Origin of the sequence: Cupriavidus sp. UGS-1, from assembly GCF_021213615.1 — a bacterium.
In the GTDB taxonomy this organism is placed as follows: domain Bacteria; phylum Pseudomonadota; class Gammaproteobacteria; order Burkholderiales; family Burkholderiaceae; genus Cupriavidus.
The window spans coordinates 102226-115364 of the sequence record NZ_JAJQJF010000001.1 but is presented as its reverse complement, the minus strand read 5'-3'; the positions used below and the strand labels follow the sequence as shown (position 1 = coordinate 115364).

At 64.9% G+C, this 13139-nt stretch carries 14 protein-coding genes; 10 read left to right on the top strand and 4 right to left on the bottom strand.

Annotated elements, in window-relative coordinates; all coding sequences use genetic code 11:
- The first annotated feature begins 18 nt into the window (after positions 1 to 18).
- From LRR16_RS00535 to LRR16_RS00500, 8 genes are all read left to right on the top strand, one after another.
- Positions 19 to 912, top strand: coding sequence for a LysR family transcriptional regulator (locus LRR16_RS00535; protein WP_232204349.1), 894 nt, complete (start codon positions 19 to 21; stop codon positions 910 to 912).
- Positions 913 to 1010: 98 nt separating this feature from the next.
- Positions 1011 to 1790: an aldolase gene (locus LRR16_RS00530; RefSeq protein ID WP_232204348.1), complete on the top strand. Its 780-nt coding sequence runs from the start codon at positions 1011 to 1013 to the stop codon at positions 1788 to 1790.
- A 38-nt stretch (positions 1791 to 1828) separates the two neighbouring features.
- The gene (locus tag LRR16_RS00525; RefSeq protein ID WP_232204347.1) at positions 1829 to 3157 is read left to right on the top strand and encodes an MFS transporter; all 1329 of its coding nucleotides are present in this window, start codon (positions 1829 to 1831) and stop codon (positions 3155 to 3157) included.
- Positions 3154 to 3783: a 2-hydroxychromene-2-carboxylate isomerase gene (locus tag LRR16_RS00520; protein ID WP_232204346.1), complete on the top strand. Its 630-nt coding sequence runs from the start codon at positions 3154 to 3156 to the stop codon at positions 3781 to 3783. Before LRR16_RS00525 ends, LRR16_RS00520 begins: the two co-directional genes overlap by 4 nt.
- A 375-nt stretch (positions 3784 to 4158) precedes the next feature.
- On the top strand, positions 4159 to 4854 hold the full coding sequence (locus LRR16_RS00515) for a GntR family transcriptional regulator (RefSeq protein WP_370646727.1): 696 nt from the start codon (positions 4159 to 4161) through the stop codon (positions 4852 to 4854).
- A 33-nt stretch (positions 4855 to 4887) separates the two neighbouring features.
- Entirely contained in the window at positions 4888 to 5565 is a 678-nt protein-coding gene (locus LRR16_RS00510; protein WP_232204345.1) for a DUF2848 domain-containing protein, read from the top strand.
- On the top strand, positions 5562 to 6884 hold the full coding sequence (locus LRR16_RS00505) for an amidase (RefSeq protein WP_232204344.1): 1323 nt from the start codon (positions 5562 to 5564) through the stop codon (positions 6882 to 6884). Before LRR16_RS00510 ends, LRR16_RS00505 begins: the two co-directional genes overlap by 4 nt.
- Positions 6885 to 7022: 138 nt before the next feature.
- Positions 7023 to 8360, top strand: a complete 1338-nt coding sequence (locus LRR16_RS00500; protein WP_232204343.1) for an MFS transporter — start codon at positions 7023 to 7025, stop codon at positions 8358 to 8360.
- 1 nt (position 8361) lies between these two features.
- On the opposite strand, the gene LRR16_RS00495 is transcribed toward LRR16_RS00500, so the two are convergent.
- On the bottom strand, positions 8362 to 9252 hold the full coding sequence (locus LRR16_RS00495) for an AraC family transcriptional regulator (RefSeq protein ID WP_232204342.1): 891 nt from the start codon (positions 9250 to 9252) through the stop codon (positions 8362 to 8364).
- Positions 9253 to 9346: 94 nt separating this feature from the next.
- Between LRR16_RS00495 and LRR16_RS00490 the strand changes: the two genes are divergently transcribed.
- Positions 9347 to 9892: a carboxymuconolactone decarboxylase family protein gene (locus LRR16_RS00490; protein WP_232204703.1), complete on the top strand. Its 546-nt coding sequence runs from the start codon at positions 9347 to 9349 to the stop codon at positions 9890 to 9892.
- A 136-nt stretch (positions 9893 to 10028) separates the two neighbouring features.
- Positions 10029 to 10733, top strand: coding sequence for a glutamine amidotransferase (locus tag LRR16_RS00485; RefSeq protein WP_232204341.1), 705 nt, complete (start codon positions 10029 to 10031; stop codon positions 10731 to 10733).
- A 27-nt stretch (positions 10734 to 10760) separates the two neighbouring features.
- On the opposite strand, the gene LRR16_RS00480 is transcribed toward LRR16_RS00485, so the two are convergent.
- Genes LRR16_RS00480 through LRR16_RS00470 form a run of 3 tightly spaced genes read right to left on the bottom strand, consistent with a single transcriptional unit; the run spans position 10761 to position 13040 of the window.
- Positions 10761 to 10982 carry a hypothetical protein gene (locus tag LRR16_RS00480; RefSeq protein WP_232204340.1) on the bottom strand — a complete coding sequence of 74 codons (222 nt, stop codon included), beginning with the start codon at positions 10980 to 10982 and terminating at the stop codon, positions 10761 to 10763.
- Between the two features lie 33 nt (positions 10983 to 11015).
- A complete protein-coding gene (locus LRR16_RS00475; RefSeq protein ID WP_232204339.1) occupies positions 11016 to 12332 on the bottom strand; it encodes a hypothetical protein in 1317 nt (438 codons plus the stop codon).
- Between the two features lie 6 nt (positions 12333 to 12338).
- Positions 12339 to 13040, bottom strand: coding sequence for a hypothetical protein (locus LRR16_RS00470; protein WP_232204338.1), 702 nt, complete (start codon positions 13038 to 13040; stop codon positions 12339 to 12341).
- Positions 13041 to 13139 lie beyond the last annotated feature (99 nt).

The window sequence follows — 13139 nt, the reverse complement described above, 5'->3', positions numbered from 1 at the left end:
CCGGCGCACACGGCGGCCATGGAAGCCATGGACCGCCAACTGCGCTATTTCCTCCGGATCGCGGAACTCAAATCGCTGTCGAAGGCCGCCGAGCAACTGGATCAGACGCAGTCCGGCATCAGCAAGCAGCTTGCCGCCCTGGAAACCAGCCTCGGCAAGCCGCTGTTTGTGCGCACCGGACGCGGCGTCGAGCTGACCGAGGCGGGGCGGCAACTGCAGGAGGCGGTCCTGCCGGCCTATGGCGCCATCGATCGCGCCGTCGACGCCATTCGCCTGCGGCATGGCGTCAGCCAGGGCACGGTTCGGCTGGCCACCGTGCATACGTTGAGCTACTACTTCACCGCGGACGTGGTCGCGGCCTTCGTCAGCACCCATCCGAGCGTCAACCTGTCGCTGCTGGGCCGCAGCTCTCCGGAAGTTGTCTCGCTGGTCGAGGCGGGCAAGGTGGACCTGGGCTTCGTCTACGATGCCGCCGTCGATTCCGGTGGGCTGGTATCGCATGTGTTGTTCGACGATGCCATGTGCCTGATCGTGCGGGACACGTCGACATTGCAGGCCAGCGACCTGACCGACTCGGCCTTGCGGCTGGTCGGATTTCCGCCGCACTACGCCCTTCGCCGCATGATTCACAGCAGCGGACTGAATCCGGAATTCGTGGCCGAAGCCGAAACGATCGATGCCATGCTCAGGCTGGTTTCTTCCGGCGTCGGCGCGTGCATCCCGCCCAACCGCATTCCCGAGAAGCTGCTGACGGACTATGGCTTGCGCAAGGTGCCGATACAACGGCCCTCGCTGCATCGCCGCGTCGTCGCCATCCTGCGCGCCGACCGTCAGCCGCTGCCGCTGACTGCCGATCTGCTCGATTGCGCCATGCGCATCTCGGCCAAACTGCCGCCCAATCCGCTGGAATAGCAGCTATGAGCTGAGCTGCATGGCTCCCATGGCGTTCGCTTTTCATACTCGCTCCTGGAACGACAGCGTTCCGCATCCATCCATGACCAGGAGACAGTATGAGCACCGCCTTCAGAGAAAAGGCCTATTTCGATGCCCGCGCGACACGCGACATGGCGCAGCACCTGCACGCCGTCGAGCGCAGCGTGCAGGAAACCATGGCCTATGCCTGCCGCATCCTCGCCATGACAGAACAGGAAGCCGGACTGGCCGGACAAATCAGCGTCCGTTCTCAGCGGCCCGGTGCTTACTGGACCCTGCGCTTTGGCCTTGGCTTCGATGAAGCGACCCCCGACGATTTCATCGAGGTCGACCGCGACCTGAACACGCTGACGGGCAAAGGCATGGCCAACCCGGCTACGCGTTTTCATCTGTGGGTGTACGAGGGTCGCCCCGACGTGCAATCGATCATCCATACCCATTCCCCGTGGGCGTCGGCACTGGCGGCCGCTCGCCAGCCGCTGGTAATCGCGCATATGGACATGACGCCGTTGCACGATGACTGCGCCTTTCTGGCGGACTGGCCGGGCGTTCCGATCGCGGACCAGGAGGGCGTGCTGATCTCCGAGGCACTGGGTGACAAGCGTGCGATCGTGCTGGCGCACCATGGCTATCTGGCCGCGGGCGCCTCGTGCGAAGAGGCGACGTATCTATCGGTCTATCTGGAACGGGCGGCGCGCATGCAGATCCGCGCGCAAGCCTTCGGCGCGTTGACGCCGGTCGACGACGCCCTCGCGCGCGAAGCGCACGACTATCTGCTCAAGCCCTCGATCGTCAACGCGACTTTCGACTACTGGGCGCGCCAGACCCGGGGCATCGCCCCGTTGCCGGCGGCCTGACCGGTCGGCTTTCGCCATCTCACTTCAAGGAAGCCGCTATGACAGCGCCTGTTCCACAGGCGGCGCGGTCGCGCCGCCAATACATTACCGCCGGACTCGCGAGCATGATGGGCACCACCATCGAGTGGTACGACTTCTTCCTCTACGGTACCGCCGCAGCCCTGATCTTCAACAAGATCTTCTTTCCCGCCTTCGATCCGATCACCGGCACGCTGGCAGCCTTCGCCACCTACTCGGTGGGCTTCTTCGCACGCCCCCTTGGCGGTATCGTGTTCGGACACTTTGGCGACAGGGTCGGCCGCAAGTCGATGCTGCTGATCACGTTGTTGTTGATGGGGATTCCGACCATCCTGATCGGACTGATTCCGTCCTATGACAGCATTGGATACTGGGCCGCCGTGCTGCTGGTACTGATGCGCCTGCTGCAGGGGGTGGCCGTGGGCGGCGAATGGGGAGGCGCCGTGCTGATGGCGGTCGAGCACGCACCGGAAGGCAAGAAGGGCTTTTTCGGCAGCCTGCCGCAGGCCGGCGTCGCGCCCGGGCTCATCCTCTCTTCCCTGGCGATGGCCGCGGTGTCGACGCTGCCCGACGAAGACATGCTGACATGGGGCTGGCGCGTGCCGTTCCTGGCCAGCGTCATCCTGCTGCTGGTGGGTTGGTTCATTCGCGTCAAGGTCGCCGAGTCTCCCGACTTCGAGCGGATGAAGAGCAAGGGGGACAAGGTACAGGTGCCCGCCAAGGTCGTGCTGCGGCGCTACCCCAGGGAGTTGCTCGTCGTCATCGGCGGCCGGCTGGCCGAGGTGACGTGGTTCTATACGGTGGTGACCTTTGCGCTGGCCTACGCGACCGGTACGCTCGGCATTCCGCGCATCGCCATGCTCGACGCCACGGTGTGGGGCGCGGTGGTTGCGCTGTTCGCCATGCCGCTGTTCGGCATGCTCGGCGACAGGGTGGGCTACAAGTGGGTCTTCATGGCGGGCGCGGTCGGCGTCATCGGCTTCGCACCGCTGTTCTTCGGCATGCTGCAGTACCGCGACCCCGGCTCGATCACCTTCGCCATGGTGATCGCCATCGGTGTCGTCTACGCCTGCCTGTATGGTCCGCAAGGGAGCCTGTTTTCCGCACAGTTTCCGCCCGAAGTGCGCTACAGCGGCATTTCGATCGCGGTGCAGGTCTCGGGCGCTATCGGCGGAGGCCTGGCGCCGATCGTCGCGACTTCGCTGCTCGCCTACGGCAATGGCGACCCGCGCTACATCGTCTGGTATCTGAGCGCGCTGGGCATCATTGCGGTAATCAGCGCGGCACGGATGCATGGCCCGCTTCGATTCGCCGTGCCGCCGGCAACCACCGAAGGAGCGCGCACATGAGCACGGCCGCCATCGACTACTACTTCTGGATGAACTCCGACTGGGCCTATCTCGGTGCCGACCGCCTCGAGGCGATTGTGCGGCGGCACGACATCGCGATCCGGTACCGGCCTGTCGATCTTCCCGAAATCTATGCGCGCACCGGCGGCATCCTGCTGCACCAGCGCTCCCCCGAGCGCCAAGCCTACCGCCTGACGGAACTGCGTCGCTGGTGCGACAAGCTAGGCATGCCGATCAACCCCAAGCCGGCTTTCATGTGTCCGAACGCGGATCTCGCCTCGTGCATCGTCATCGCGGCCGATTCCCTTGGACTATCCGTGGGCCGTCTGCACAAGGCGATCCTCCATGCGCAATGGTGCGACGATGAGGACATTTCATCGGAGGCGACGCTTCGGCAAATCCTGATTGCCTATGGCATGGACGATCGCGCCCTGCTGTCGAAGGCGAGAACGGCCGAGATCTCGCAACAGTATCGGCGCTACACCGACGAGGCCGTCGCGGCGGGCGTCTTTGGCTCACCCTCCTACGTCTATCGCGGCGAGCTGTTCTGGGGACAGGACCGGCTGGAGATGCTGGAGGAAACCATCGAGGCCAGCCAAGAACGATCTCGCCCGGATGGCTCATAGGAGGCGGTCGGTGGGGCGCATGGCCTGTCGGCGGCCCCGATTTTTTTATGCGCCTTCGCACCGGTTCCCGCCGCGGGAATCCCGGCAGCGGCGCTCCACTATCCCCCTCCACGACCTATGCTGCGCACGGCGGCCGAGGTGGAACAGCGAGCCGCACGTTTGAAGCTCGATGTCGGAGTCAGCCCACTGCGAATTCCGCGGCAGCCAGTAGGCATCGAAAGCGGCGTCCTTGCCACTCACGTCGCCAGCCTCCCATCCGCCCCGCCTCCTCGATGTACTACCCCCTCAGCGTAAACCCTGATAAATCCCACCCTTGTCCTCAGTGAAATATCACACTAGTATCACTCTCACTTCAGATGAGAACGAGAGCGGACCGTGGCGACATCCATCCGACTGGTAGGAACCGACGACGAAACCGGCCAGCAGAGCGCCTCCCAGACGGGGGCGGCCATGCGTGAAATGGCCTATACGGAAATCAAGCGGCGCATCATTTCGTGCGAATTCCGGCCCGGCGAGCCTTTGAACGAAGCGCAGGTCGCGACCATGCTCGGCCTGGGGCGCACCCCGGTCCATCAGGCGCTGCATCGGCTGGAAGTCGAAGGGCTGGTGTCGATCATGCCGCGCAAGGGCGTGCTGGTGACGCCGCTGTCGCTGAACGAAGTGCTCGACATGATCGAGGTGCGCGCCACCAATGAGGTGCTGTGCGCCACGCTGGCCTGCGAGCGCGGGCACGACAGCGATTTCAAGGCGATGCGCGACATCGTCGACCGCTCGCCACCGCTGATCGCCGGTCGCGACATCCCCGCGCTGGCCTCGTTGGACCTCAAGTTCCACACCGCGATGTCGGCCGCCTCGCGCAACCGGGTACTGGCCGAATTGCTGCGCGGCCTGCATGAAAAGCAGGCGCGCTTCTGGTTCCTGTCGCTGTCCGACCCGCAGCATCTCGAGAACGTCTACCAGGAGCACCTGGAGATCGTCGATGCACTGGAGCGCAGGGACGTGCCCGCTGTGCGGGAAGCGGTCCGCACGCATATCGACGAATTCCGGAAGAACATCATCCGGACGCTCTAACCACCCCCTTTTCCCCAATCAAGGTAGTACGCAATGCCGACACTGCATTTCCAAGTCGCCGGCGGGGGCGAACTCGCCCTCGACATTCAACGTTTGATCATTGCCGGCTGGACCGGCCGCGATCTCCAGGCCGTCCAGCACCATATCGAAGAGCTGCAGGCCATCGGCGTGAAGCCGCCCGCCAGCGTGCCGACCTTCTATCCGCTGGCCGCGTCGCTGCTGACCACGGCGGAGGTCATCGAAGTGCCGCGCGACGACTCGTCCGGCGAAATCGAAGTCGTGCTGCTGCAGGGTAACGATGGGCTGTACGTCGGCGTCGGGTCGGACCACACCGATCGCAAGGTCGAGGCCTACGACGTGACGGTGTCCAAGCAGATGTGCGACAAACCGGTCGGCACGCAGGTCTGGCGCTTCGACGATGTAGCCGACCACTGGGACAGTCTCGAGATGCGCTGCTGGCGTGTGCGCGACGGCGAGCGCGCGCTGTACCAGGAGGGCAAGGTCACGCGCCTGCTCGATCCGCGCGAACTGATCCAGCGCCTGACCGGCGAGGCCTCGCTGCCGCCTGGCACGGCGATGTTCTGCGGCACCCAGGCCGTGATCGGCGAGCTGGGCCATGGCGAGGCGTTCGAGGTCGAACTGCATGACCCGGTGCGCAACCGCACGCTGCGCCACGCCTATCGCGTGCAAACCCTGGCGGTGGCCGAATGAGCGAGCCGACCATTGCAGCGCTGGCGGCCCAATTGGCCGCTGGACAGACCACCAGTGTCGCGCTGACCGAGCGGGCGTTGGCGCGCATCGACAGCCATCGCAGCGCCGGCGGCGCGGCGTTCGTCGAGGTGGACCGAGCCGGTGCGCACGCTGCCGCGCGCGCCGCCGACCAGGCACGGGCCGCCGGTCTGGTGGCCTCGCCCTTGGCCGGATTGCCGATTTCGATCAAGGACCTGTTCGACGTGCGCGGACAGGTGACCCGCGCCGGCTCGCGCGTGCTCGACGGCAATGCGCCGGCGGCCGCCGATTCGCCAGCCGTCGCGCGCCTGCGGGCCGCGGGTGCGGTGCTGATCGGCCGCACCAATATGAGCGAGTTCGCGTTCTCGGGACTTGGCCTGAACCCGCACTACGGCACGCCCCGCTCGCCGTTCGATGCCGAGCGGATCGCCGGGGGCTCCACCTCGGGCGGCGCGGTGAGCGTGGCGGGCGGCATGGCGGCGGCCGCGCTGGGCACCGATACCGGCGGCTCCATCCGCATTCCGTCGGCCTTCTGTGGCCTGACCGGCTTCAAGCCGACCGCGCGCCGCGTGCCGCTCGACGGGGCCGTCCCGCTGTCGACGTCGCTCGATTCCGCGGGCCCGCTGGCGCGATCGGTTGCCTGTTGCGCCGCGATGGATGCCGTGCTGAGCGGCGAGACGCTGGACGCGCGTCCGGCGTCGCTGGCCGGGCTGCGCCTCTACGTGACGCGCGATTTCGTCTGCGATGGCGTCGATGCCGACGTCGCCCAGGCATTCGAAGACATGCTGTCGCGGCTGTCGGCGCAAGGCGCGCGCATCGTGCCGTTCGATTTCCCCGAACTGCGCCGCTTGCCGGAGATCAACGCAGGTGGCGGCCTGACGGCGGCCGAGGCATGGGCCCTGCATCGCGACTGGCTGACGCGCGATGGCGAACGCTACGACCAGCGGGTGGCACAGCGTATCCGGCGCGGCGCGCAACAGAGCGCGGCCGACTACATCACGCTGCTGGCCGAGCGCCGCGCGATGCAGCAACACGCGGCCGCGCGGCTGCGCGAGGCGGACGCCTGGCTGATGCCCACCGTTGCGGTGCCGGCGCCGCGGCTCGATGCACTCGAGCGCGACGAGGATTTCTTCGCGACCAACGCGCTGGTGCTGCGCAATCCCAGCGTGATCAATTTCCTGGACGGCTGCGCGGTGTCATTGCCGGTCGCGCCGGGTATTGGCCTGAGCGTTTGCGGGCTGCATGGCAGGGACGCGCGCGTGCTGCAGGTGGCCGGATCCATCGAGCCGCTGCTGCGCTGACACGGCCCCCGTCGGCCCCAACTACACGGCACAGAGAAGATCGCGCCGCCACGGCTGGTGTTCCCCCAGCACAGCGACCGTCCGAGGGCTGCGCCAATGCAGCGCGGCCCCGCCCACCACACCCTAGGAGCAACACCCATGTCTTCCGCGATGAGCGGCGCCGCTGGCGCCCTGGAGAACGCGCAGCCCATCGAGGTCGCGCGGCAATGCGAAGTGGCGTATCGCAAGATCGCCATCCGCCTGATTCCGTTCCTGGTCTTCCTGTTCATCCTCGCGTGGATCGACCGCGTCAACGTCGGCTTCGCCAAGCTGCAGATGCTGCAGGACCTGCAGTTCAGCGAGGCGGTATACGGCTTCGGCGCCGGCATCTTCTTTCTCGGCTATTTCCTGTTCGAGGTGCCCAGCAACCTGCTGCTCGAGAAGATCGGCGCCCGCAAGACGCTGGCCCGCATCACGATCCTGTGGGGGCTGGCGTCGATGGCGATGATCTTCGTCAAGACGCCGATGCAGTTCTACGCGCTGCGCTTCCTGCTGGGCGTGTTCGAGGCGGGGTTCTTCCCCGGCGTCGTGCTGTACCTGACGTACTGGTTCCCGGCGGCACGGCGCGCGCGCATCAATGGCCTGTTCATGACGTCGTTTGCGATCGCCGGCGTGATCGGCGGCCCGCTGGCCGGCTTCATCATGACGACGATGGATGGCGTCGATGGCCTCGCCAACTGGCAATGGCTGTTCGTGCTCGAAGGCATTCCGTCGGTGCTCGCCGGCATCGCGGTGATGATGTACCTGCCGGAGAAACCCGCGAACGCGCGCTGGCTGTCCGATACCGAGAAGCAACTGGTGACCCGGGCGATCGAGGCGGAGAATCGCGATCCCGCCAAGCATTCGACGCTGAAGGCCGCGTTCGTCAATTCCCGCGTCTGGATCTGCGCCGCGATCTATTTCTGCGTGGTCAGCGGCAACGCCACCATTGCGTTCTGGTCGCCGTCGATCATCAAGGAACTGGGCGTCCAGGGCAATCTGCAGATCGGTCTGGTATCGGCGATTCCGTTTATCGCGGGCACCATCGCGATGGTCCTGAACGGTATTCACTCGGACCGTAGCGGCGAGCGCCGGATGCACTGCGCGATGGCCACACTGCTCGCGGCGGTCGGCCTGACGTTGACCGGACTGTGGCTGCACAGCGCGATGCTGGCCCTGGTCGCGCTGACGCTGGCGTCGATCGGCATCCTGGCCGCATTCCCGGTGTTCTGGTCGCTGCCGTCCGCCTTCCTTGCCGGCACCGCTGCCGCGGGCGGCATCGCGCTGATCAACTCGATCGGCAATCTGGCGGGCTTCGTGGCGCCGTACATGATCGGCTGGTTCAAGACCAATACCGGCCAGCTGTCGTCGGGCCTGTACTTCGTCGCGTTCCTCGAGGCGTGTGCGACCGTGCTGGTGCTGGCGGCCATTCGCGGCCGCGCCGCCGTGGCGCGCTGAATCAGGACTCCGCCAGCCACTTGCGCGGCGACACGCCCATCCGCTGCCGGAACGCCTTCGAGAACGACGATGCGCTGGCGAATCCCAGCTCCGTGGCGATCAGGTTCACCGGTCGCCCGGAGCGCATCATCGACGCGCCGAGACTGAGCCGCCAGTCGGTCAGATAAGCGGCCGGGGTGGTGCCGGTCGCGTCCTTGAACGCCGCGGCAAACGCGCTGCGCGACATGCCCGCGGTCGAGGCCATCCGCGCCAGCGGCCAGTCCTCATACGGCGAACGATGCAGGGCGACGAGCGCCTTCGCCAGGCGCGGATCGGATAGCCCCATGATCAGCCCACTCGTCACGCCCACCTCCGCGGGATGATCGATGATCCAGCGCAACAGCTGGATCAGCACGACCTCGAACAAGCGATCGGCCAGCACGCGCGAGCCGCAGCGGACCTGATCCGCTTCCGCAAACAACAGGTCCAGCGCAGGCCCGAGCCCTTCCACCGCATCGATCGGTACCCGCACCAGCGAGGGCAGCGATTGCACGATGGGATTGCGTTCCCCGCCGTCGAAATCCAGCGTCGCACAGGTGAAATCCGACCCGTCCTCGGGAGGATTGATGAACTGGTGATGCACGGGGCGGGGATAGAGCAGCAGCGTTGGCTCGGCAAGGTGGAAGCGCGGCACGTCGGTATCGCCGGGCCGGTGCCGCACTTCCATCTCGCCTCGGCGCAGCACATGCAGGAAGGCCCGTCCCGGCAGCGGCTCGAAGGTGGATCGCCCACACAGCTTTCCCGTATGGAACAGCCTGGTGCGGACACGGAACCGGTCCAGCAGCGCGGTCAACCGATCGACGGGATCCGTCGGCGACTGGGCGGCGATTTCGGATGAATGGACAAGTTTCATGGACGTTATTGCACCTCGCGTCCAGGCATTCTACCTACCATTCCACTCGACCGCTCCATTCGGACGGCAGCCATCCCCTTCAAGGAGTCACCGCATGTCCCGCGTCCCGTTGATCGATCCCAATCACACCACCGCAGACCGCCAGGCACTGCTGACGCAGATCCACGGCGCGTTCGGCGCCACGCCCAACATGTTCAAGGCCGTGGCCAATTCTCCGGCCGCGCTGGACAGCATGTGGGGCAGCTTCGGCGCGCTCGGCGGCGGCGTCATCCCTGCACGGCTTGGCGAGCAGATCGCCGTGGCGATAGCCAACCGCAATGCCTGCGAATATTGCCTCGCTGCCCACACCGCGCTGGGCCGCAAGGCGGGTGCCAGCGCCGAGGAAATGTCGGCAGCGCAGGGCGGCGAATCCACCGATCCCAAAACCGCGGCAGCCCTTCGCTTTGCACTGAAGGTCGTCGAGACGCGCGGGCAGGTCAACGATGCCGATGTGCGCTCGGTTCGCGAGGCAGGCTTCAGCGACGAGGAAATCGTCGAGATCCTTGCTCACGTGGCGCTGAATCTGTTCACCAATTACGTCAATGTGGCCTTTGCCGTGCCGGTGGATTTTCCGGCGGTGAAGCTGCGGGCCGCCGCGTAAGCCCTTTGGCCTGGCGGCAGGGCGGGCGGAGCATTCATCCGCCCGCCCTGCCGGCCGAAATGCGGGCCGAATTGCGGGCCGAGATGCTGCCAATACGGCGACCGATTGTTTGATTGATGGAATGGAGCTGAACCGCATGAATCCGATCGCATTGGCAATCCGCCATGTCGCCTTCGAAGACCTCGGCATCATTGAACCGCTATTGACCGAACGCGGTTATACGGTCCGCTATCTGGAGGCCGGCGTCGACGCAATCGACCGTGCGACGGTGACGGCGGCGGATCTGTTGGTGGTGCTGGGCGGCCCGATCGGTGTGTACGAGACGGATCGCTATCCCTTTCTCGCGGAGGTAAAGGACGCCATCGCGGCGCGCCTCGGGCAGGACAAGCCGACTCTCGGCATCTGTCTCGGCGCGCAGCTGATGGCCGAAGCGTTGGGCGCGACGGTGGCGTCGGCGGGCAAGGTGGAAATCGGCTACGGCGAATTGACGATGACCGAGGACGGCCGAGCCTCGCCGCTGCGGCATATTGGCGCCATTCCGGTACTGCATTGGCACGGCGACCAATTCGCCATTCCGGAAGGCGCATCGCGTCTGGCCGAAACGCCAGGATTTCCCAATCAGGCGTTTTCGCTCGGACCGCGCATTCTCGGCTTGCAATTTCACCTTGAGGCCGATCATCGGCAGATAGAGCGATGGTTGATCGGGCATGCGCATGAGTTGGCCGCGCATCGGCTCGACATCGCTGCGATCCGTGCGGATGCCGCGCGGCATGGTCCTCTGCTGGAACGCGCCGCACGCACGGTCATTGGCGAATGGCTCGACCCACTGTCGTGCGGTTAAAGACGGATCGAGATAGGTTGCCCCGCCCTACCGCGTGACACTGACGCCGGCGTCGACCGTGCCGTACATGGTGATGCCGGATTGCCGGTCGCCCGGGGCGCCGGTGTTGCTGCATCCCGCCATCATTCCAAGCAGCAAGACGAGACTCATTGCACTCAGGAAAGCTTTTCGCATGATGGATTTCCATATCGGTCCCAATCCAGCTTGGACGATATCGGGGTGCGGGAGGTTCCAGGTATGGAGCGACATCGGCTGTCATTGGTTATCTGCACCGATTCGGCTTCAATTGCGACTGGGTTCCCCGCCTTCCCGTATTCGCGTAAAGCACTGCAACAGGTGCGCGGCAAATTGCGTGCGACGAGCCTCCGCGGCGGCACAGGCGTCCGACGTCGGATTGTTCTGGCAACCAGCCTTGATCGACTGGATTTCGGCTCGCAGCAGTGCGTAATCCTCGTACGTGCATGCCTTACCGCCAGCGACACCTCGCTCGTCCTCGTCGAATCGTTCGAACTTTCCATTGAACCAGGGCCAGAACATCCGATGCCGCGGGATCTGTACCGCGGCGATGCGACCCTGCAGGCCGGGCATCGCATTCAACGCTGCAGCGGACACCAGCCGCGAATCGATGAAGGACATGAAATCGAGCGCGCACGATTGCGACCGTGCGTCGAACGACTCGGGAACGAGCGCCAGAACGACCGAACGCATGTGTGGTCGTCGGATCCATATCGGCGTGGTCATCATGCGGATAACCGAGAACGTCGCGCCGGGCTCTTCGCCGATCTTCAAGCTGACGAGATCGGGAGACCCGTCGTGGACCCTCGTGGAAAAGAACGCCTCCGAAGCCTGTGGCGGCACCTCGGCGTGGATGCGCAGATGACACGCGTTTTCGTCCATTGCCCATTCCGGATCGAAGTACGCCAGACCACTGAGCCGGGCCGTGCGCGGCAGTACGGTCAATGAGTAAATCTGCCCGCCGATCCGCAGCGTTGCGGCAGACCGCTCTTCGAGGGCATCGAGCGACCGGTGGGCCGCAACCGCAGTCAGCGCGGCGTGAATCGGAGCCAGGCGATCGTTGGGCAAGATTCCTCCCATGACGATCTCCAACGTCGCGGCATCGAACCGATATCTCGCGGGCATCACGGCGCGATTCGAATAGCTGCCGGTCCGGCGCTTGCCGGAGCGGTAGACGAACTTTCGCCCACCATCGCGCAGCACCGGCTCCAGTGCCGTCATAACCGCCGCACGATCCGCCGGCGTGTCATGCGTCAGCCGCACGGAGACGCGGGTAGCGGAGTAGCCGACCAGTGCCGTCAGGTTGCGCTGCAGCTGCGATTCCTTCGGGAATAGCACAATCACCGCCACCACCAAGGCGACGATCACCGCGATCGTCACCCATCGCCAGACGGCAGTGAATCGGTTGCCTTGCAGTTGTTCCGCAGCCAGCGCATGGCGGTATTGACCGGATCTTGCGCGCGGGGCTCGTGCACGTCGCCAGCATGCAACCATCAGCCTGCCGATCTGATGGACAACTCCGCCGCCCAGGGATGGCAAGATGAGAATGGCAAGGATGAAGAAAATCCCGTGCAGCAACGACATGGCGGATCACTCGATCCGAATCCCCCATTTGTCGTACTGCTTCATGTGGGCAGGCTCGGCGGGCTTGCAGTCCTTTTCCAGACTTCGGGGTACGAGGCTCCAATCCTGCTGCCATTGACGCGTATAGCTTGCCCCGGCAAACCACCACACCTTCGCGACCTCACAATCGACGTTGTGGCATCCGGAGCCGCCGCTCCTGCACTTCGCACCATCACTACGCATCGACAACAGCTTGAAGGCTGTCCTGCTACCCCACAATTCAGGGTCGCCTTCCTTGTCGTAATGCGTGATCTTCATCGGCTCGGAGGAATAGCGAAGGTTGAACAGGAAAGTACCTTCGATTCGCCCGGCTCTGTCGTGAGGGGCGTGTACAACCGCGAACGATACAGGGTAGCGGAACCCGTACAGCGCGCACACCAGCCAAAGGCAGATGGCAAGCAGAACCGTGATTGCGGAACCACGCATCCCCAGCTTCCACTTGGTGATGACAAAGGATACAGCGGTACACGCCAAGGCCAAGGTTCCGGGAACTAGCCAGCCATTGTGCACCGACGTCACCGGTCCCACGTGCCAGTCGTTCCCGCCAGCGACAATCACGACCGCTGCAGTAATGGAAAAAATTGCCCCCAAGATCGTGGCGACTTTCGCCGTCGCACTTCGGTGGTTTTTGTCTCTTTGCTGAGCGCTAGCGATTTGCTTCTGAAGCATGGGTTCCCTTTATGGCATCGACATGCTGCCAAAGATCGGCCGTTGGCCGCGAACAATTCAAACGAGCGTCGAAATCGGCGGATAAGTGATAGATGCCCC